Origin of the sequence: Streptomyces mobaraensis NBRC 13819 = DSM 40847, assembly GCF_017916255.1 — a bacterium.
Classification (GTDB): domain Bacteria; phylum Actinomycetota; class Actinomycetes; order Streptomycetales; family Streptomycetaceae; genus Streptomyces; species Streptomyces mobaraensis.
In genome coordinates, this window is the sequence record NZ_CP072827.1 from 4,916,639 (window position 1) to 4,937,241 (window position 20,603).

Consider the following 20,603-nt stretch of genomic DNA (forward strand, 5'->3'; position numbering starts at 1 on the left):
ACGCGCCGGTCCGGGGCGCGCCCGTCCGAGGCGTACCGGTACGAAGCGCGCCGGTCCGGAGCGCCCCGGCGGCCGTCCTCGGTTCACCGGTAGTCGTCCTCGTCCAGCTCCACGACGCGGGCCTGCTCCGCGCGGTCCGCCTCGTTCGCGGTGCCCGGGTCGATCGCGGTCAGCGGCTCGTCGCGCGCCGGGGCGAGGTCGGCGTGCTGCTCGGCGGCGTCCGCCTCCGGGGCCTCGACGCCGATCTCGGTCGCCACCGCCGCTTCGGTGTCGTCGAAGTCCTCGAAGGTGTCCGGGTTCGTCGGGTCGACAGGCATGCGGAAGGTCTCCTTCGTCCTCGTCCTCCGGGCGGTCCGCCCGGGGCCCGGCCTTCGCCGGCGTACCGGAACTCCTTCCCGTGGGAGCCGTCGCAAGTCCCTTCTTCCGAGCGTAGGAGACGCGGCTGTCCGCCGCCAGGCGATCCTGTGACGGCTGCCACAGACGATTCCGGCGTGATGCTCTCGTAACATTGCCCGCATGTCGGAGACCGAGTCGCCGGTGGCACCGGGTGCCCCCGCCGTTCCCGTGGTGCCGCCCTCGCCCCTTCCGCCGTTCGGCGCGGGGGAGCGGCTGCGCACGGTGACCCTGCCCGGAGCGACGCTGACGGTGCGCTCCCGGCCGCCCGCCGTCTCGGACGGGCCGGCTCCGCCACCCGCCCTCTTCGTGCACGGCCTCGGCGGCTCCTCGCGGAACTGGTCCCCGCTGATGGCCCTGCTCGCGGACGCCGTCGACGGCGAGGCGCTCGACCTCCCCGGCTTCGGCGACTCGCCGCCCCCGGACGACGGCGACCACTCGGTCACGGCCTGCGCCCGGGTGGTCATCCGCTACCTCGACGCCGCCGCCCGCGGCCCGGTGCACCTGTTCGGCAACTCGCTGGGCGGCGCGATCGTCACCCGCGTCGCGGCGGTCCGCCCCGACCTCGTCCGCACCCTGACGCTCGTCTCCCCCGCCCTGCCGGAGCTGCGCCCGCAGCGCACCGCGCTGCCCACCGGGCTGCTGGCCGTGCCGGGCGCTGTCTCCCTCTTCGCCCGCCTGACCAGGGACTGGACGGCCGAGGACCGCACGCGCGGCCTCCTCGCCCTCTGCTACGGGGACCCCGGGCGGGTGTCGCCGGAGGGGTTCGCCATGGCGGTCGAGGAGTTCGAGCGCCGGCTGGAGCTCCCCTACTTCTGGGACGTGATGGCGTGCTCGACCCGCGGCGTCGTGGACGCGTACACCCTCGGCGGGCAGCATTCGCTGTGGCGTCAGGCCGAGCGCGTCCTTGCCCCTACCCTGCTGGTGTACGGAACGAGCGACCGGCTCGTCTCGTACCGCATGGCCCGCCGGGCGAGCAAGGCGTTCCGCGACTCGCGGCTGCTGACGCTGCTGGGCACCGGCCATGTGGCGATGATGGAGGATCCGGACGCGGTGGCCCGTGCCTTCCGCGAACTCCTGGCGGACACCCTCACGACGTCGGAACGGAGCGCCACGCCCCGTGGGTAAACACAGCGCACGTGCCCCCCAGGCCCCTCAGGCCACCTCCGGGGGGCGTACGGAGGAGGCGCCGGAGGTCCCCGGCGCCCGGGAGGCCGTCCGGACCGCCGAGCGGCCCCTCGGCGGGGAGGACGACGGGCCGTCCGGTCGGCCGGAGCCCGTCGTGCGGTCCGCGCCGCGGGGTCCGGCCATCGGCTGGGGGGTCATCGGGCGGCAGGGCGGCCGGTCGGGGACCTCGGGTTCGTCGGGCGCCTCGGGTTCCGCGGGTGCTTCGGGTGCCTCTCGTCCGGCCGGGCGGTCCCGGACGGGCGGCGCGCGGCCGAAGGCGGCGCGGGTGCCGGAGCCGCGCCGGGGGAGCGGCGGGCGCGGGGACGCGCCCGGCGGCGGCGCGCACCGGGCCGCCGGCGGCAGAGGCCGCGCGGTCACCGGAGTGGCCGCGGCGGTGGTGACGGCCGTGCTGGCCGTCTTCGTGGCCGGACAGGTCGAGGACGGTACGGAGAGCCGGGCGCAGGCGCAGACCCCGGACGCGCGGAACGGCGCGGGCGCCGCCTCGCGGTCCGACAGCCGGCCGACGCCCCGGCCCCCCGCTGCGCCGGTGACGTACGAGCAGAAGATGGCGAAGAAGTACCCCCTGGACCAGCGGATGCCGGCCTCGGGTGAATTCATGACCGTCGGAGGGCACGACAAAGCCCCCGGTAAGGGTGAAGTTCTTCGTTACCGCGTTGACGTCGAGAAGGGGCTGCCGCTTGACGGCGGGCTCTTCGCCACCGCCGTGCACCGGACCCTCAACGACGACCGCAGCTGGGGCCACGGCGGCACCCGCACCTTCGAGCGGGTCTCCTCGGGCCGCGCGGACTTCGTGGTGACCCTGGCCAGCCCGGCGACCACCGCGAAGTGGTGTGCCAAGTCGGACCTGGACATCACCGTGGACAACGTCTCCTGCGACTCCGCGGCCACCGACCGCGTGATGATCAACGCCTACCGGTGGGCGCAGGGCGCCGAGACCTATGGCGACCGGATGTACGAGTACCGGCAGATGCTCATCAACCACGAGGTCGGCCACCGCCTCGGCCACAACCACGAGTCCTGCGGCAAGGCGGGCGCCCCGGCGCCGGTGATGATGCAGCAGACCAAGTTCCTCACCACGGACGGGGTGACCTGCAAGCCGAACGCCTGGCCGTTCCCCAAGTGATCATCTTCTCGGCATTCGGGACGTTCCGTCTCTGCCTGTGAGACGGCTTTGCCGTCACTCGAAAGTTCGTCCAGTCTTCTGCGCATGCCGCACCACCACACCTCCGCGAGCGCCGCCTTCGAGCTGGCGCTGATCGGTGTGGCCGTGCACGCGGTCGCCGACATCAGCTGTCGCTGACACCGTCCCCCTCACCCCGCGCACTCCGCGCGACGCAGGCCGCGTCGCGCCCGCCGGGGGCGGTTCCGCGGCGCCGTGCGCCTTTTCCCACCGCCTTCCACGGGTGCCTCCGGTCCTGGATCCCCCCTCCGCACCCCTTTTCGAGCGCCCCCGTGAAAGGCCCGTCTGCCATGCGTCCATCCTCCGTACCCCGCCGCCGCGTCGCCGTGGCCGCCCTCGTCGTAGCCGTCGTCACCGGGGCGGCGGCCTGCGGTCCCGAGAAGAAGGACGAGGCCGGGGGCTCCGACGGCGCGCCGGGCAAGGGCGGCACGCTCACCGTCCTCAACCGGCAGCCGCAGAAGCAGTTCGACCCGGCCCGGCTCTACACCTCCGGCGGTGGCAACATCCCGTCCCTCGTCTTCCGCACCCTCACCACCCGCCACCGGGCCGGCGGCGCCGAGGGCACCAAGGTCGTCCCCGACCTCGCCACCGACACCGGCAGGCCCAGCGACGACGCCAAGGTGTGGACGTTCACGCTGAAGGACGGGCTCACGTACGAGGACGGCACGCCGATCACCAGCGCCGACGTCAAGTACGGCGTCGAGCGCTCGTTCGCCGCCGAACTCTCCGGCGGCGGGCCCTACTTGCGTGACTGGCTGGTCGGCGGGGACCACTACCAGGGCCCCTACAAGGAGAAGAAGGGCCTCGACTCCATCGAGACGCCCGACGCCAAGACGATCGTCTTCCACCTCCGCAAGTCCGAGGGCGACTTCCCCTACCTGGCCACCTCCACCCAGTTCGCGCCCGTCCCCAAGGCCAAGGACACCGGCACCAAGTACGCCGAACACCCGGTCTCCTCCGGCCCGTACAAGGTCGTCAGCAACATCAACGACGGCCAGCGGATGCGGCTGGAGCGCAACCCCCACTGGTCGGAGGCCACCGACAAGGAGCGGCACGCCTACCCGGACGCCATCGACGTCCAGTCCGGGCTCGCCCCGGCGGTGATCAACCAGCGGCTGGCGACCGGCTCGGGAGCCGACGCCGCCGCCGTCACCACCGACACCAACCTGGGCCCGGCCGAACTCTCCCGGGTGAGCGGCGACAAGGCACTCGCCGGCCGCGTCGGCACCGGCCACTTCGGCTACACGAACTACCTGGCCTTCAACCCCGAGGCCAAGCCCTTCGACGACCCCAAGGTGCGCCAGGCCGTCGCGTACGCCGTCAACCGGACGAGCGTGATCAACGCGGTCGGCGGCTCCTCGCTTGCCGAGCCGGCCACCACCTTCCTGCCGAACCAGAAGGCGTTCGGGTACACCCCGAGCGACCCCTTCCCGGCCGGCGCCACCGGCGATCCCGAGAAGGCCAAGGCCCTCCTGAAGGAGGCCGGGCACGCGGACGGGCTGGAGATCACCCTCACCCACTCCACCGCCCAGGGCGGCGACAGCGGCCCGGAGATCGCCACCGCCGTCCAGGAGGCCCTGGGCAAGGCCGGCATCAAGGTCAAGCTGGAGGGCCTGGAGGACAACGACTACGAGGACCGCACGCACAACGTCGACAAGCAGCCGGCCCTCTTCCTCGGCCACTGGGGAGCGGACTGGCCGTCCGGCGGCCCGTTCCTCGCGCCGGTCTTCGACGGCCGGCAGATCGTCAAGGACGGCTACAACTTCAACTCCGGCCGCCTGGACGACGCCAAGGTCAACGACGAGATCGACGCCATCAACAAGATCACGGACCACTCCGCCGCCGCCGCGCGCTGGGGCGCCCTGGACCGGACGATCGGCGAACGGGCCCTCACCGTCCCGCTGTTCCACCCCGTCTACAAGCGCCTCTACGGCAAGGACGTGAAGAACGTCGTCATCAGCGACTGGACCGGCGTCCTCGACACCTCCCAGGTCGCGGTCAAGTGACGGAGCTCCTCACCGCCGCCGCGCCGCCCGGGGCCACCGCCCCGGGCGACCCGGCTCGTACCGTCACCGGCGCCCGCCGGGTCTGGCGACGGCTGCGCGCCCACCGGGCCGCGCTGCCGGCCGCCGCCGTGCTGGCCCTGCTCGTCCTCCTCGCCCTCGCCGCGCCGCTGCTCGCCGCGCTGGAGGGCCAGGACGCCACCACGTACCACGACGGCCTCGTCGACTCCGCGCGCGGCGGCGTGCCGCTCGGCCCGTTCGGCGGCATCAGCGCCGACCACTGGCTCGGCGTCGAACCCGGCACCGGCCGCGACCTGTTCGTCCGGCTCCTCTACGGCGCCCGGGTCTCGCTGGCCGTCGCCGTCGGCGCGACGCTGGTCCAGGTCCTCGTCGGCGTCGCCGTGGGGCTGGCGGCCGCGCTCGGCAACCGCGTCGTGGACGGCATCCTCGGCCACCTCACCGACGTGATGGTCGCGTTGCCGATGCTGGTGTTCGCCATCGCGCTGACGGCCGTCGTCCCCGCCGGCTTCCCCCGGCCCGCGCTGCTCGTCCTCGTCATCGGGCTGATCGCCTGGGGCGGGCTGGCCCGTGTCGTCCGCGCGCAGGCGCTGGCCCTGAAGAAGTTCGACCACGTCGCCGCCGCCCGGCTGACCGGCGCGTCGGAGTGGCGGATCGCCCGGCGGGAACTGCTGCCCGCGCTGGCCGCGCCCGTCATCACCTACGCGGCGATCCTGCTTCCCGCCAACATGATCATGGAGGCGGGCATGTCCTTCCTCGGCGTCGGCATCACCCCGCCGACCCCCTCGTGGGGGCAGATGCTGTCCGCCGCGCAGACCTGGTTCCGCACCGATCCCCTCTACGTGGTCCTCCCCGCTCTGATGCTCTTCGTCACCACCTTCGCGTTCACCGTGCTCGGCGACGCGCTGCGCGGCGCGCTCGACCCGCGCCAGGCGTCCCGGCTGCGCGTCGGCCGCCGCGGGCGCGCGGCCCGGACGGGCTCCGGGACGGGCTCCGGGACGGGCTCCCAGGCGGACGTCCGGACGGGCGGTGCCGCGTGACCGCCTACGTCCTGCGGCGCCTCCTCGGCGTGTTCGTCGTCCTCCTCGTCCTCTCCGCCGTCGTCTACGCGACCTTCTACCTCGCGCCCGGCGACCCCGCCCAGCTCGCCTGCGGCCCGCGCTGCGACCCCGCGCAGGTGCGGCAGGTGCGGGAGCAACTCGGCCTGGACGCGCCGCTGTACACCCAGTACTGGCACTTCCTCCAGGGGATCGTCACCGGCCACGACTACTCCACCGGCTCCGGTGTGCTGCACTGCGAGGCGCCCTGCCTGGGGCTGTCGTACCAGAGCGACCAGCAGGTCACCGACCTCATCGCCCGCGGCCTGCCCGCCACGGCGTCCCTCGCCACCGGCGCCATGGTGCTGTGGCTGCTGATCGGCGTCGGCACCGGGCTGCTGTCCGTCGTCCGCCGCGGTGGCGCCGTCGAACGGCTGCTGACCTGGCTGACGCTGGCCGGGACCGCGACGCCCGTCTTCATCACCGGACTCGGGCTGCTGATGCTGTTCTGCGCCTACCTGGAGTGGCTGCCGTTCCCCTCCTACGTACCGCTGACCGACGACCCCGAGCAGTGGGCCTGGAACATGCTGCTGCCCTGGCTGGCGCTGGCCCTGCTGGAGGCCGCCAAGTACGCGCGGATGACCAGGAGTTCCATGCTGGAGACGCTGGCCGAGGACCACGTCCGCACCTTCCGCGCCTACGGCGTCGCCGAGCGGGCGATCGTCGGACGGCACGCGCTGCGCGGCGCGCTGGCGCCCGTCATCGCGCTCACGGCCGCCGACTTCGGGTCGATGTTCGGCAACGCCATGCTGACCGAGGCGATGTTCGGGCTGCCCGGGATCGGCAAGCTGCTGGTGGACGCCACCAAGACGATCGACCTCCCGGTCGTCGTCGGCCTGGTGATGGTCACCGGCGCCGCCGTCGCGCTCGCCAACGTCGCGGCCGACCTGCTCTACGCCGTCGCCGACCGGAGGGTGGCCCTGCGATGACCGTACGATCCGAAACCGCCGCGGACGCGCCACTGGTGTCCGTCGACCGCCTGTCCGTGGAGTTCCCCGCCGAGAACGGTCCCGTACGCGCCGTCCACGAGCTGTCCTTCACCCTGCCGCCCGGCGGCGCGCTCGGCATCGTCGGCGAGTCCGGCTCGGGCAAGAGCACCGCCGCGTACGCGCTCCTCGGCCTGCACCACGGGACGGGCGCCCGGCTCACCGGCTCGGTACGGGTCGCCGGGCACGACGTCACGGCGGCCGGTGAGGCGGAACTGCGGCGGTTGCGCGGCGCCACGGCCGCCATGGTCTTCCAGGACCCGCTCTCCTCCCTCGACCCCTACCAGGCCGTCGGCGACCAGATCGCCGAGGTCTACCGCGTCCACCACCGGAACGCCTCCCGACGGGCCGCGCGGGCGCGGGCCGTGGAGGTGCTCGACCGGGTGGGCATCCCGGACGCCGCCCGCCGCGCGCGCTCCCGGCCGCACGAGTTCAGCGGCGGCCAGCGGCAGCGCGCCCTGATCGCCATGGCCGTGGCCTGCGGGCCCCGGCTGCTGGTCGCCGACGAGCCGACGACCGCCCTCGACGTCACCGTCCAGGCGCAGATCCTCGCCCTGCTGCGGGAGCTGCGCGAGGAGACGGGCATGGGGCTCGTCCTCGTCACCCACGACCTGGGGGTGGCGGCGGGCGGCGTCGACGAGCTGCTGGTGATGAAGGACGGCCGCGCGGTCGAGCACGGGCCGGTGCGTACCGTCCTGGACACGCCGCGCGAGCCGTACACGCGCGCCCTGCTGGACGCCGTGCCGCGCGTGGAGGTACGGCGTGCGCCGGTGCCGCGTGAGGAACCGCCGGGGGACGACTCCGTGCTGCTCGAAGCGGTCGGGCTGCGGCAGGAGTTCGGGCGCGGGCGGCGGGCCGTCACCGCCCTGGACGACGTGTCGCTGACCGTCCGGGCGGGGGAGACCGTCGGCGTCGTCGGCGAGTCCGGCAGCGGCAAGACGACGCTCGGCCGGGCGCTGGTCCGGCTGCTCGCCCCCACCGCGGGCGAGATCCGCTACCGGGGGCGGGACATCGGTGCCCTGAACGACCGCGCGCTGCGGCCGTTCCGCAGTGAACTCCAGATGGTCTTCCAGGATCCCGTCTCCTCCCTCAACCCGCGCCGCAGCATCGGCGAGTCCATCGCCGACCCGCTGCGCGCGGCCGGCCGGCTGACGGACGCGCGGATCGTCGCCCGGGTACGGGACCTGCTCGACCGGGTGGGCCTCGACCCGGACGCCTACCACCGCTACCCGCACGAGTTCAGCGGCGGCCAGCGGCAGCGCGTGGGCATCGCCCGGGCCCTGGCGCCGGAACCCCGGCTGATCGTCTGCGACGAGCCGGTCTCGGCGCTGGACGTCACCACCCAGGCGCAGGTCGTCGCCCTGCTGGGCGAGTTGCAGCGCGAACTGGGCATCGCCCTCGTCTTCATCGCCCACGACCTCGCCGTCGTCCGGCAGGTCAGCGACCGCCTGGTGGTGATGCGCCACGGGGCGATCGTGGAGGAGGGCCCGGCGGACGCCGTGTACGACCGGCCGGAACACCCGTACACGCGGGGGTTGCTGGCGGCGGTGCCTCGGGTGGACGCGGTGGCCCGTACCAGCCCGGCCGGCGTTTGAGGCCGCCGAGCGGCGCGGGGAGCAGTGGCCGATCTCAGCGTGGCCTGCGTTTGATGCCGAGCGGCGCAGCCGCGACGAAGCGGGGGCGCGCGGGGGCGCAGCCCCTGCGAGAAACGGGAAGTGGGGTCCCCCCTCTGGGGGAGGGGCAGGGGCACAGCTCCGCAGGACAGCCCCCGGGGACCCGCGCTGCCGGACGCTCGGGGCCTGGGCCTCGCGCTGCCGGACGCTCGGGGCCCGGACCCCGCGCTGCCGGACGCCCGGGGCCCCGGACGCGACCACCCGCCCCACCAGGGCGAGAACCGTTCGCCCCGGCCAAGCGCCCATAACGTCCCCCAAAGAGGAAGGTCACGCCCGTTCACCCCTTCCGGTGGTGCGACGGACAACCGTCCGTCGCACCACCTCCGCGCCCCCATAGCGTGCTCCCGGCTGCCGGACGACTGAGGGATCGGGGGTGCGCTCGTGCGCGTGGGACTGCTGACCGAGGGTGGGTACCCGTACGCCGCTGGTGAGGGCGGGGAGTGGTGCGACCGGCTCGTCCGCGGGCTCCCCCGGCACGAGTTCGAGGTGTACGCGCTGAGCCGCAGCGCCCGCCAGGAGGACGGCGGTTGGTACGCGTTGCCCGGCAACGTCCGCCGGATCCGGGCCGCCCCGCTGTGGGGCGGACCCGCGCCCGGCGGGGCGGCGCGCGCCCACGGCGCGTACGGCCGGCGCGAACGCCAGCGCTTCACCGCCCACTTCGGCGACCTGGCCGCCGCCCTCACCACACCCGGCGACCAGGCGTACCGTTTCGCCGAGGGCCTCTACGGACTCGCCGGCCTGGCCCGCGACGAGGGCGGCCTCGTCGCCGCGCTCCGCTCCGAACTCGCCCTGCGCGCCCTGGAGACGGCCTGTCGCGCCCCCGAAGCGCATCCCGGCGCGCAGGGCGTCCGCGTCGCCGACCTCCTCGTCGTCGCCGGCCTCCTGGAACGGGCCCTGCGCCCGCTCTCCCTCGACTGGTACGGGGCCCCGGACGGCGACCTCGGCCTGGCCGGCGTCGACCTGTGCCACGCCGCGTCCGCCGGTCCGGCCGCCCTGCCGGGGCTGCTCGCCCGGCGCTTCTTCGGCACACCCCTGCTCGTCACCGAGTACGGCGTCCGGCTGCGCGAGCACTACCTCACCGAACCGACGGGCCTCTCCGTACCCGTCCGCACCCTGCTGTCCGCCTTCCACCGGCTGCTGGCCGGCGAGACGTACGCCCGCGCCTCACTGATCACCCCCGGCGACGCGCAGGTCCGCCGCTGGCAGGAGCGCTGCGGCGCCGACCGCGGCCGGCTGCGCACCGTCCCGCCGGGGGTGGACGCGAGTCTGTACGAGGCCGTCGGCGAGGTCCGTCCCGAGCGGCGGGGGGAGGGGCCGGTGCTGCTCCTCGCCGGGGGCCCGCCCGAACCCTGGCTCTGGGAGGCGACCACCGTCCTCACCCTGACCCGGCCGGACGTCCGGCTGCGCGTCACCGGCGTCCCGGAGGGCGGGCCGCTGCCCGAGGGCGTCACCCGGGTCGCCGCGTGCGGCCCCGAGGACTACGCCGACGCGGACGTCATCGTCGTCGCCTCCTCCGGCGAGGGCTTTCCCGTCCCGCTGGCCGAGGCCATGTTCTGCGGCCGGGCCACCGTCGTCCCCGACACGGCGACGGCCCGCGAAGTCGTGGGCGGCACCGGCCTGGTGGTGCCCGCGCACGACCCGCACGCCCTCGCCGAGGGCTGCCTCACCCTGCTCGACGACCCCGCCCGCGCGGAGCGGCTCGGCGCCGCCGCCCGGGCCCGCGCCCTGGAACTCTTCACCGTGGAACAGAACATCGCCACCTTCGGCGGCATCTATCTGGAGCTGCTGTCGGCCGCCCCGGCGCGGCAGGACGTCGCCGCCCCGCGCGACGCGGCGTCCCTCGCCGCCGCCGGACGCCCGCGCGGCCTCGCCTGGTCCGCCCGTCCCGCCTCGCCGTCGTGGGCGGGCCGCCGGTGACGCGCGCCGCGGCAGCGGCCGCCGATCCCGTAGCCGACCTCGATTGCGGGGGGACCGCGATCCCCGCGCAGGCGGGTTCGCGCCGGACGGGTCCGGGGCCCGCGGGTCCCGCGCCGGCCGTCGGCATACCTGCCGCTCACGGGCGCCCCGGGGCGGCCCCCGACCCCGTTCGCGCCCTCCTGCTCCGGCACCACGCGGTGTGCGCCGACGCCGTCGACCCGTGGGAACTCGCCGCGCGGCTGGAGGCGCGGGGCGTCACCGACCGCGCGGCGGCGGCCTGCGGACACCAGGACGTCTTCTCGCTGGCGGAGGAGCTCCACGCGCGCGTGGGCGCGACGGCCCGCGCGGATGGGGTACGGGCTGCCGGGAACGGGAGGCGGAGGTCCGACGAGGTCGAGTGGCCGCAGTTCCGGACGCGGGACTGGGGGCGGTACGGGACGCCGGGCGCCTCCGGTGCGGAGGGGGCGCCGGCGCCCGGCGGGGGAGCGGACCTCGGCTCCCGCGCGGCCGGACGACCCTCGCGCGCCGCCGACCTCGTCGGTGCTTCGCGCGACGTCTACGCCGCTGTCGAAGTATCGCGAGCCTCGGGGGGCTCCGAAGTGCCCTGGGGCTCAGGGGCCTTCGGGGCTTCCGCACCCTCGGGAGCCTCTGGAGCCCCTGAGGACACAAGCGACCCTCGCATGGCGCGAGACCCGTACGCCCCGCACCCGTCCGACGCCCACGGCCTGTGCCCCGCCCGCCCCCGCCGTGCCCGACGGACCGTCGTCGGGGCGCTGGCCTGGGCCTGGCTGCTCGCCTACGGGTGCGTCGGCGACCGGCTGCTCGACGCGCTGCTGCACGGTCACGGACGGCCCGGCCCTCGCGCCCTGGCCTTCGCGGCGGCACCCACCGCCCTCGGGCTGGCCTGCGCCGTCGCGCCCGCCGCGTGGTGCGCGCACGCCTTCGCCGGGTACGCCCGGCGGCGGCTGGCCGACAGCCGCACGCTGACCGCGTTCCGCGTACGGGCCCGGTGCGCCCTGCCGGCGATCCTCGCCGTCGTCCTGGGCGCCCTCTTCCTGTCCGTGTGGACCGCCCGGTCCGCCCTCCCCGGGCTCGGGCACCCGACGTCCGTCCCTGCGCTCGCCGCCGTCGCCCTCGGCTTCCTGCTCTTCCTCGACCGGCTCTGCGCCGCCCACGGCCTGGCCCGGCCGGCCGCCGCGGCCGTCCTCGCGGCCTGCGCCGCCGAGGCGCTGCCGCCGGTGCTGCTGCTCGCCGCGCGGCTGCCCGGCTGCGCCGCCCTGGGCTGGCCGGTCACCAGGCTGCCCGGTCCCCTCGGGCCGTCCGCCCCCGGGCTCGTCGCCTGCGCCGGGGCGGCCCTCGTCCTGACCGCGCGGGCCTTCGCGGTCCTGCCGCACGCGGCCGTCCACGGACTCGGCGGACCGGACGCGGCGGGCGTGCCGGGCGTGCCGGGCGTGCCGGGCACGACAGTGGCGGCGGGACCGGCCCACCTGCCACCGAGCCACGCCGACCGTTCCGACTCGTCGTTCGGTTGCCCCGGCCGGTCATCCGGCCCCCTCGGCCCGTCGTCCGGCGACCTCGGTCAGTCGTCCGGCGACCCCGGCCCCTCATCCGGCCGCCCCGACCCCTCGCCCGGCCGCCTCCCCGGATCCTCCCTCCGCCCCGGCGGGGCCGGGCCCTCCGTACACCCCCGTCAGAGGAGCACCCACCATGACCGTTGATCCGACCGTCCCCGGCCCCACCAGTCCGGCCGGAACCGGCACGGACATCGACACAGGCGCCGACACCGGCACCGAAACCGGCGTCCCCGCCGGCCGTCGCGGCGGACGAGAGCGAGGAGGAGAACGATGAGGGTCCTGTTGCTCGGTGCCAACGGCTACCTCGGCCGCTTCGTCGCCGACCGCCTGCTCGCCGATCCCGCCGTCCAGCTCACCGCCCTCGGCCGGGGCGACGACGCCGACGTCCGCTTCGACCTGGCCACCGGCAGCCCCGGTGCGCTCACCCGGTTCCTCAACGCCGTCCATCCCGGCGTCGTCATCAACTGCGCGGGCGCCACCCGCGGCGGCGCCCGCGACCTGACCCGGCACAACACCGTGGCCGTCGCCACGGTCTGCGAGTCGCTGCGCCGCAGCGGCTGCGGGGCGCGGCTCGTGCAGGTGGGCTGCTCCTCGGAGTACGGGCCCTCGCAGCCCGGTTCGTCCACGGCCGAGGACGCGGTGCCGCGCCCCGGCGGCCCGTACGGCGTCAGCAAGCTCGCCGCCACCGAACTCGTCCTGGGCTCCGGCCTGGACGCGATCGTGCTGCGCGTCTTCTCGCCGGTCGGCCCGGGGACCCCGGCCGGTTCGCCGCTGGGCCGCCTCGCCGAGGCGATGCGGCGGGCCATGCAGAACGGCGACAACGAGCTCAAGCTCACCGGACTCGGCGTCCAGCGCGACTTCGTGGACGTCCGCGACATCGCGCGGGCCGTGCACGCCGCGTCGCTCTCCGCCGCCCAGGGCGCCGTCAACATCGGCACCGGCCGGGCCACCCGGCTGCGGGAGGCCGCCTCGCTGCTCGCCCGTGTGGCCGGCTTCGGCGGCGCCCTGCATGAACTCGACGACCCGCACTTGGGCGCCACGCCCGTCTACCCGTACCCGGACGGCTGCGGCGCCTGGCAGCAGGCCGACGTGCGCACCGCCCGCGACCGGCTCGGCTGGCGGCCCCGGATCGGCCTGGAGGAGTCGCTGGCCGACATCTGGATGGAGGCCGCGTGTCGTATCTGACCTCGTCCGGCAACCGCCGCCCGCTCCCCGCGGCCAAGACGCCGCTGCGGCTCGGCGTCCCCGGATTCGCCCACCCGCTCGTCGCGCCCGTCGAGTGGGGGCGGCTCTGCCGCGCGGACCTCCCGCTGGACTGGACGGTGCTCGGCAGCGCCTCCGGCGGGCCCGGCAGCCGCCCGGACCCGTACTGCACGGCCGCCGCGGCACCGCTGCGCGAGGCCGGCGTCCGGGTCCTCGGCCATCTCGACGCCGCCTTCGGCGCCCGGCCGTTCGGCGAACTCCTCTCCGACGCGCAGCGGTTCCTCAACTGGTACCGGGTGGACGGCTTCGCGGTGGCCCGCTGCCCGGCCGACACCGGCGCGCTCGCGGACGTCCGCCGCGTCACCGGCGCCCTGCGCACCCTCCACGACCGGGCGTACCTCGTGCTCCTGCACGGCAGCCACCCGGTCGCCGGATACGCGGCGCTCGCCGACCAGTTGGTGACGTTCACCGGCCCCTGGAACCGCTACCGCTGGTCCCGCCCCGCCGACTGGACGGCCGACCACCCGCCCGGCCGCTTCTGCCACCTCGTCCACAGCGTCCCCCGCGCCCACCTGGAGGAAGCGCTGCTCATCACCCGCCGGCAGGGCGCCGGCACCGTCTACATGACCGACCGCACCGACCGCGACGGACTGGACCCCTGGGAGTCCATGCCCGGGTACTGGGACGATTTCATCTCGAACATCGGACCGGGTGTCTCGGAATGAGCCGGGGCGTGGCAGTGTTACCGGGGAAGTACAGAACGCTGCCTCTACCTTCCCCGCTCCCGTGGGGATGACCCTGGAGACCCCGTGTCGCTGCCACCCCTGGTCGAGCCGGCTTCCGAGCTCACCGTCGACGAGGTCCGTCGGTACTCGCGCCACCTGATCATCCCGGACGTCGGGATGGACGGGCAGAAGCGCCTGAAGAACGCGAAGGTGCTCTGCGTGGGCGCCGGCGGCCTCGGCTCGCCCGCCCTGATGTACCTGGCCGCCGCCGGCGTGGGCACGCTCGGCATCGTGGAGTTCGACGAGGTCGACGAGTCCAACCTCCAGCGGCAGATCATCCACAGCCAGTCCGACATCGGCCGCTCGAAGGCCGAGTCCGCGCGGGACTCGGTGCTCGGCATCAACCCGTACGTGAACGTCGTCCTCCACCAGGAGCGCCTGGAGGCGGAGAACGTCAAGGAGATCTTCTCCCAGTACGACCTGATCGTCGACGGCACGGACAACTTCGCCACGCGCTACCTGGTCAACGACGCGTGCGTGCTGCTGAACAAGCCGTACGTCTGGGGCTCGATCTACCGCTTCGACGGCCAGGCGTCCGTCTTCTGGAGCGAGCACGGCCCCTGCTACCGCTGCCTCTACCCCGAGCCCCCGCCGCCGGGCATGGTCCCCTCCTGCGCCGAGGGCGGCGTGCTCGGCGTGCTCTGCGCGTCGATCGGCTCCATCCAGGTCACCGAGGCGATCAAGCTGCTGGCCGGGATCGGCGAGCCGCTGGTCGGCCGCCTGATGATCTACGACGCCCTGGAGATGTCGTACCGCCAGGTCAAGGTCCGCAAGGACCCCGAGTGCGCGGTCTGCGGCGAGAACCCGACCGTCACCGAGCTGATCGACTACGAGGCGTTCTGCGGCGTCGTCTCGGAGGAGGCCCAGGAGGCCGCCGCCGGCTCCACGATCACTCCCAAGCAGCTCAAGGAGTGGATGGACGACGGCGAGAACATCGACGTCATCGACGTCCGCGAGCCCAACGAGTACGAGATCGTCTCGATCCCCGGCGCCCGCCTCGTCCCCAAGAACGAGTTCCTGATGGGCACCGCCCTCCAGGACCTCCCCCAGGACAAGCGCATCGTCCTGCATTGCAAGACGGGCGTCCGCTCCGCGGAAGTCCTCGCCGTCCTCAAGTCCGCCGGCTTCGCGGACGCGGTCCACGTCGGCGGCGGCGTCATCGGCTGGGTCAACCAAATCGAACCGCACAAGCCGGTGTACTGAGCGCGGGAGCACTGGTCGGGGAGAAGCCCTCACCGCTACCCTCTCCTCACGGCCCTCCGGGGTCGTGAGGAGCGTCGGCGACGTGTCCGATGGGGGACGGCGCTCCCACCCGCATCCGGGCAACCGAGCACCACCGAGCCTTCAATCGTCGCGGAGTCTCAGCAGACCATCCACAGGGTGGTCGGGCTGAGGCACGCCTGCCGACAGGTCGACCACCTTCCGGTGAAGGGACCGACCGATGCGACCGACGTTCTCCGTCCAAGCGCTCCTGATGCTTCTGGCCTTCGTCTCCGCACTGCTGATCGCCGTCGTCGCGGGCGTGCTCTCTCACAGCAACGGCGTCCGCGCGGCGGGCGCGGTGCTGTACGGCGGCGGCGCGTTCATCGCCTGGATGACACTGTGCGTCTCCGTGCTCACCGCCCTCGGTCTGCTCGGGGGAGCGGGGGGTGCGGGGCGTGACGACTGACTGCGGTCGACAAGGGTGCAGCCGCTACCGTGAGCCCCTCCGGACGAGGGGGGAGACGGTGTCAGACCAGCAGTGGGAGAGCGAGTCCGCCAGGTATCTGGTTCCGCGCGGACACGGGCGGCCCGACGCGTGGGCTGAAGAGGCCGCCGAGCGGAGGGGCCGGGGCAGGCAGCGGCTGCTGGAGGCCGGGGTCGTCGAGGCGTCGGATGACGTGGCGCGGGCCCTTGAACTCGCCGACGGCGAGCGTGCGGTGGTCCGGCGGCGGCTGGTGTTGCTGGACGACGCGCCCGTCGAGATCGTGACCTCTTACTACCCCGGCCGCATCGCGGAGGGGACGCCGCTCGCCGAGGGAGGCAAGGTTCCCGGCGGCGCGGTCACCTTCCTGGCCGGACCTGGGTACCTCGCGAAGAAGGTGGAGGAAGGCGTCAGTTGCCGTATGCCCACGGCTGAGGAGCGGCAGCTGCTCCTCCTCGGTGAGCACGAGCCTGTGCTCGTCGTCTCGCGGCTCGTGCTCGCCGACGGTGACGTGCCCGTGGAAGTCTGCGCGATGGTCATGAACGCCCGAGACAGGATCGTGCGTTACCGGATGCGGATGGGCTGACCATGGCGCGCTGGAAGGACCCCCGCCCCGCCTACCAGCAGAATCGCGGCGCGCATCCGGGACCAGATCATGTCGGGGCACCTGGATCCCGGAAGCAAGCTGCCGTCCACGCAGCAGCTCATGGACGAGTACGGCGTCGTCGGCACTACCGTGCAGAAGGCGTTGCAACTGCTCAAGGCCGAGGGCATCGTGGTCGGCCGGTCCGGGAAGGGCGTGTTCGTCCGCGAGGAGCCGAACCACGTCATCGCGCCCGCCTCGTCGATGCCGCCCTCCGCTCACGGGCGGCCGATCGAGGCGACCGTCATGACCAAGGCCGGGCACCTGTACGAGATGGAGTACCGGCTGCCGGTGGGCTGACGGCTGGCGGCGGGGCTACGAGCAGGTCGTGCCCTCCTTCGGGACCTTGCCGTCGAGGAGGTACGCGTCGACGAGACGCGTCATGCAGGCGTTGCCGCTGTTGTACGCGCCGTGGCCCTCGCCCCGGTAGGTGACGCCGACGCCGACGCCCTTGCCGAGGCGTTCGGTCATGGTGCGGGCGCCCTCGTAGGGGGTGGCGGGGTCGCCGGTGTTGCCGATGACGACGATGGGGGCGGAGCCGTCCGCTCGGACGTCGGGGGTCTTCCAAGCGCCCTTGACGGGCCAGTCGGTGCACTGGAGGAGGGCCCAGGCGGCGGATTCGCCGAAGACCGGGGAGGCCGCGCGGAAGGCGGGGAGGCGGGACGTGATGTCGTCGGCGGTGTAGCGCTGCTCCGCGTCCGCGCAGGAGATCGCGCGGTTGGCGGCCTGGAGGTTGCTGTAGTGGCCGTCGGGGGAGCGGCCCGCCAGGGAGTCGGAGAGGAGCTGGAGGGTGGTGCCGGTGCCCTTGGTGCCGGCTTCGCGGAGGGCGGCCGTGAGGTACTTCCAGGTGTCCTCGGAGTAGAGGGCGGCGGCGATGCCGTTCACCGCCTGGTCCTGGGTGAGGGCGCGGCCCTTCTGGGCGGTGGGGAGGGGGTGGGCGTCGAGGCGCTTGAGGAGGGTGGTGATGCTTTCCTCGGTGGGGCAGGAGCGCGCCGCCGCTCCCTTGGCGCAGTCCTTGAGGTAGTCGCCGAGCGCCAGTTGGAACCCCTTGGCCTGGGCCAGGGAGCCCTCGGCGGGGTCCTGGGAGGGGTCGACGACGGCGTCCAGGACGGCGCGTCCGACCCGCTTGGGGAACAAGTGGGCGTAGACGCCGCCGAGTTCCGTCCCGTAGGAGATGCCGAAGTAGTTGAGTTTCTCGTCGCCGAGCGCGGCGCGCAGCCGGTCCAGGTCGCGGGCCGCGTCCGTGGTGCCCACGTGCGGGAGCACCTTGCCGGAGTTCCGGGCGCACGCCTGGACGTAGCGCTTGTTCTGGGCGAGGGCGGCGGCGGTCTCGCCGGCGTCGTCGGGCGTCGCGTCCGTCGCGTCGGCGGCGTCCAGCTCGCGGTCGTCCAGGCAGCGCACGCCCGCGCTCTCGCCGACGCCGCGCGGGTCGAAGCTCACCAGGTCGTAGCGGGCGCGCAGCCCGGCGTAGCTCTTGGCGAGCTCGGGCAGCGTCGCCACCCCGGAGCCGCCCGGGCCGCCGAAGTTGAACACGAGCGAGCCGACGCGGTGGGCGGAGTCCGTGGCCCGGGCGCGGATCAGGGCGAGGTCGATCTTCGGGCCGTCCGGTCGCGCATAGTCCAGCGGGACGGGCAGCTTCGTGCACTCCCAGTCCTTGCCGGGGGCCTTGCCGCCGCCCTGGAGCGCCGTGGGCGCGGCGCACGGCTTCCAGTCGCCGAGGGTCCCCTGCCGGGCCGCCCGGTCCTTTCCGCTGTCGCCGCCGTCGCCGTCGCTGCCGGACCCGCCCCCGGACCCGCAGCCGGCGGTGGTGAGGACGAGCGCGAGGGCGGCGCCTGCGAGGGCGAGGGCCCTCGGCCGTGATGGACTCATGCCACGACTCTACGGTGGGGGTCGGACACTCGGCGGGCGAACGCTCCGGGGCTCCGGGGGCCACCGGGGGCGTCCGAGAGCCGTACCGCGCGCGTCCGGGCCCGCGCCGTACGCCGTGGTGCCGCGTCGCGCGCCTCACGGCCTGCGGGGCGCGGCCTCCGGGGGTATCGCGCGCACCGGGCGCTCCGCGCCGGGCCCGTACTCGGGCCCGAACCCGTCCCGCGCCGGCGCCGACGCGTCGCCCGAGGGCCGCGGCGTCGCCGGGGTCGGTGGTACGGGGGTGCCGTCCGGCCCGACCATCGGGGCCGACTGCGTCTGCCAGAGCGCCACCAGCGCGGCCAGTAAGGCCGTGACGGCCAGGGCGCCGGTGAAGCGCCGCGCGTGCCGGCCGGACTCCGGATCCGGCCCGGAGCACGAACCCGGCCCTGACCCCGGTCCCGACCCCGGTCCTGGCCTCGATCCCGGCCGTGGCCCCGGCCCTGAGGGCTCGTCCCGCATGTCACCCCTCCCCTCGCCCGTGAAACGGCCCGCCCGTGCGGACGGCCGTGTCGTCCCTCGACGCGGCACCCCTCCGACCGACCGGCCGACTCGTGTGCGAGCGATCGTAGTGCGGGCCACTGACATTCGAGAGAGCGGAATTCGCCGTACGGTGTGATCTGCTATGGGTGCTATGAGCACACCGTGCCGCGCCCCGGCACAGTACCGTCCAGGAGATAGGCGTCGACGGCCTTCTTGACGCAGGAATTGCCGCTGTCGTAGGCCCCGTGGCCCTGCCCCCGGTACGTCATCTCGACGCCGACCCCGTCGCCCAGCGCTCGCGCCATCCTCTGCGCTCCCTCATAAGGAGTGGCCGGGTCACCGGTGTTGCCGACCACGAGGATGGGCGCCGAGCCCTTGGCGGTCACGTCGGGCGTCCGCCACTCGCCCTTCACCGGCCAGCCGGTGCACTGGGTCAGCCCCCAGGCCATGAACGCGCCGAACACCGGGGACGCCTTCCGGAACCGGGGAACCTGCCCGGCGATATCCGCGGCCGTGTACCGCTGGGAGAAGTCCGCGCAGGTGATCGCCGCCAGTGACGCCTGGAGGGAGCTGTAATGCCCGTCCTGGCCACGCCCGTTCATGGCGTCGCCGAGGGCCATCAGGATCTTGCCGTCGCCGTTCTCGGCGTCCTCCAGCCCCTCGGTGAGGTAGTCCCAGAACTCCTTGGAGTACAGCGACTGGGCGATGCCGGTGGTCGCGAGGGACTGGGTGAGCTGCCGCCCCTCGGCGCCGGGTACGGGCTTCTCGCCGAGCCGGTCCAGCAGGGACACGATCTGCCGCTCGGTGGGGCAGTTGTCGTGCGTGGCGGCGCACGCGGTGAGGTAGTTGCCGAGGGCCAGCTCGAAGCCGCGGGCCTGGGCGAGGGCGCTCTCCACCGGGTCGGTCGTGGGGTCGACGACGGCGTCGAACAGGGCACGCCCCACCTTCTTGGGGAACAAGTGGGCGTACACGCCGCCCAGTTCGGTGCCGTACGAGACGCCGAAGTAGTGGAGCTTGTCGTCGCCCAGGGCCTGGCGCATCAGGTCCATGTCCCGGGCGGCGTTGGCCGTCCCCACGTACGGCAGCACCTTCCCGGAGTGCCGCCGGCACGCGTCCGCGTACTTCTCCACCCGCCCGATCAGGGCCTTCTGCTCCTCGGTGGTGCGCGGCATCGAACCGGCCGCGTAGTACGCGTCCAGCTCCTTGTCGTCCAGGCAGGTCACCCCGCCGCTGCGGCCGACCCCGCGCGGGTCGAAGCTCACCAGGTCGTAGCGGCGGCGCAGGTCCCGGTAGTCCTCGGCGAAGGCCGGCAGGGTGGCCACGCCCGAGCCGCCCGGGCCGCCGAAGTTGAACACGAGCGAGCCGATCCGGTGCGCGGGATCCGTGGCGCGGGCCCGGATCAGCGCGATGCCCAGGGTGTCGCCGTCCGGGTGCGCGTGGTCGAGGGGGACGCGCAGGGTCGCGCACTCCCACTCGTCACCCGGCGCCCTGGCCGGAACGCCTTCCTTGCTGCTGGGCGCCGGACACGACTTCCAGTCCAGCGAGGGACGGGACGGCGAGGCCGAACCGGGTGCCCCCTCCGCGGCGGCCCCCCTCTCCCCGCCGGTGCACCCCGCGACGGCCAGCATCCCCGCGGCGAGCAGGCAACCGGCCCGTGTGCGTCTGGACACCGCTGCTCCCGGGAGTGAGGGGTCGAAGGGTGCGAACGTCCTCATCGTCCGGGCGGTGTACGGAGTGCGCGCGTAGTGCGGGGCGTACGGGTGGAAAGAGGGGCGCGCGGGCGGCGGGGTGCGTCGAGGGGGCGGGGGAGGGGTACGGGAGGGGGCTGCTCGGAGGCTTCCGGCGGGCGCCCGGGTGAGTGCGGTGCCGGC

Annotated in this window: 18 protein-coding genes; 15 read left to right on the plus strand and 3 right to left on the minus strand. The window is 74.4% G+C overall.

Annotated features, from left to right (window positions below):
• Nucleotides 1-83: 83 nt before the first annotated feature.
• Nucleotides 84-317: a hypothetical protein gene (locus J7W19_RS21290; protein WP_004937373.1), complete on the minus strand. Its 234-nt coding sequence runs from the start codon at nucleotides 315-317 to the stop codon at nucleotides 84-86.
• 199 nt (nucleotides 318-516) lie between these two features.
• Here J7W19_RS21290 and J7W19_RS21295 point away from each other — a divergent pair, with 199 nt between their 5' ends.
• The 15 genes from J7W19_RS21295 to J7W19_RS21360 all read left to right on the plus strand — a co-directional run bounded on the left by J7W19_RS21295 (nucleotide 517) and on the right by J7W19_RS21360 (nucleotide 16,644).
• Nucleotides 517-1,521, plus strand: a complete 1,005-nt coding sequence (locus J7W19_RS21295; RefSeq protein WP_004937375.1) for an alpha/beta fold hydrolase — start codon at nucleotides 517-519, stop codon at nucleotides 1,519-1,521.
• Nucleotides 1,522-1,846: 325 nt separating this feature from the next.
• Entirely contained in the window at nucleotides 1,847-2,704 is an 858-nt protein-coding gene (locus J7W19_RS21300) for a DUF3152 domain-containing protein (protein WP_325176064.1), read from the plus strand.
• An 84-nt stretch (nucleotides 2,705-2,788) separates the two neighbouring features.
• On the plus strand, nucleotides 2,789-2,881 hold the full coding sequence (locus J7W19_RS33685) for an Ms4533A family Cys-rich leader peptide (RefSeq protein WP_313772143.1): 93 nt from the start codon (nucleotides 2,789-2,791) through the stop codon (nucleotides 2,879-2,881).
• Between the two features lie 170 nt (nucleotides 2,882-3,051).
• On the plus strand, nucleotides 3,052-4,767 hold the full coding sequence (locus J7W19_RS21305; protein WP_004937380.1) for an ABC transporter substrate-binding protein: 1,716 nt from the start codon (nucleotides 3,052-3,054) through the stop codon (nucleotides 4,765-4,767).
• Nucleotides 4,764-5,822, plus strand: a complete 1,059-nt coding sequence (locus J7W19_RS21310; protein WP_004937382.1) for an ABC transporter permease — start codon at nucleotides 4,764-4,766, stop codon at nucleotides 5,820-5,822. Before J7W19_RS21305 ends, J7W19_RS21310 begins: the two co-directional genes overlap by 4 nt.
• Entirely contained in the window at nucleotides 5,819-6,808 is a 990-nt protein-coding gene (locus J7W19_RS21315) for an ABC transporter permease (protein WP_004937384.1), read from the plus strand. Before J7W19_RS21310 ends, J7W19_RS21315 begins: the two co-directional genes overlap by 4 nt.
• Nucleotides 6,805-8,460 carry a dipeptide ABC transporter ATP-binding protein gene (locus J7W19_RS21320; protein ID WP_004937385.1) on the plus strand — a complete coding sequence of 552 codons (1,656 nt, stop codon included), beginning with the start codon at nucleotides 6,805-6,807 and terminating at the stop codon, nucleotides 8,458-8,460. The genes J7W19_RS21315 and J7W19_RS21320 overlap by 4 nt, the downstream gene beginning before the upstream one ends.
• Before the next feature lie 465 nt (nucleotides 8,461-8,925).
• Nucleotides 8,926-10,455, plus strand: coding sequence for a DUF3492 domain-containing protein (locus tag J7W19_RS21325; RefSeq protein WP_411848841.1), 1,530 nt, complete (start codon nucleotides 8,926-8,928; stop codon nucleotides 10,453-10,455).
• Between the two features lie 680 nt (nucleotides 10,456-11,135).
• Nucleotides 11,136-12,173, plus strand: coding sequence for a hypothetical protein (locus tag J7W19_RS21330; protein ID WP_004937389.1), 1,038 nt, complete (start codon nucleotides 11,136-11,138; stop codon nucleotides 12,171-12,173).
• Nucleotides 12,174-12,299: 126 nt separating this feature from the next.
• Nucleotides 12,300-13,214, plus strand: a complete 915-nt coding sequence (locus J7W19_RS21335; protein WP_004937390.1) for an NAD-dependent epimerase/dehydratase family protein — start codon at nucleotides 12,300-12,302, stop codon at nucleotides 13,212-13,214.
• Nucleotides 13,202-13,957, plus strand: coding sequence for a spherulation-specific family 4 protein (locus tag J7W19_RS21340; RefSeq protein WP_004937392.1), 756 nt, complete (start codon nucleotides 13,202-13,204; stop codon nucleotides 13,955-13,957). Before J7W19_RS21335 ends, J7W19_RS21340 begins: the two co-directional genes overlap by 13 nt.
• Before the next feature lie 84 nt (nucleotides 13,958-14,041).
• Nucleotides 14,042-15,220 (plus strand): adenylyltransferase/sulfurtransferase MoeZ, encoded by a 1,179-nt coding sequence (gene moeZ, locus J7W19_RS21345; RefSeq protein WP_004937393.1) that lies wholly within the window; start codon nucleotides 14,042-14,044, stop codon nucleotides 15,218-15,220.
• A 238-nt stretch (nucleotides 15,221-15,458) separates the two neighbouring features.
• Nucleotides 15,459-15,686 carry a hypothetical protein gene (locus J7W19_RS21350; protein ID WP_004937395.1) on the plus strand — a complete coding sequence of 76 codons (228 nt, stop codon included), beginning with the start codon at nucleotides 15,459-15,461 and terminating at the stop codon, nucleotides 15,684-15,686.
• 58 nt (nucleotides 15,687-15,744) lie between these two features.
• Nucleotides 15,745-16,287, plus strand: a complete 543-nt coding sequence (locus J7W19_RS21355; RefSeq protein ID WP_004937398.1) for a UTRA domain-containing protein — start codon at nucleotides 15,745-15,747, stop codon at nucleotides 16,285-16,287.
• A 42-nt stretch (nucleotides 16,288-16,329) separates the two neighbouring features.
• Entirely contained in the window at nucleotides 16,330-16,644 is a 315-nt protein-coding gene (locus J7W19_RS21360) for a winged helix-turn-helix domain-containing protein (RefSeq protein ID WP_267939177.1), read from the plus strand.
• 15 nt (nucleotides 16,645-16,659) lie between these two features.
• On the opposite strand, the gene J7W19_RS21365 is transcribed toward J7W19_RS21360, so the two are convergent.
• Both J7W19_RS21365 and J7W19_RS21370 read right to left on the minus strand, forming a co-directional pair.
• Nucleotides 16,660-18,213: an alpha/beta hydrolase gene (locus tag J7W19_RS21365; protein WP_004937406.1), complete on the minus strand. Its 1,554-nt coding sequence runs from the start codon at nucleotides 18,211-18,213 to the stop codon at nucleotides 16,660-16,662.
• 668 nt (nucleotides 18,214-18,881) lie between these two features.
• A complete protein-coding gene (locus J7W19_RS21370) occupies nucleotides 18,882-20,447 on the minus strand; it encodes an alpha/beta hydrolase (RefSeq protein WP_051072435.1) in 1,566 nt (521 codons plus the stop codon).
• Between the last annotated feature and the right edge of the window lie 156 nt (nucleotides 20,448-20,603).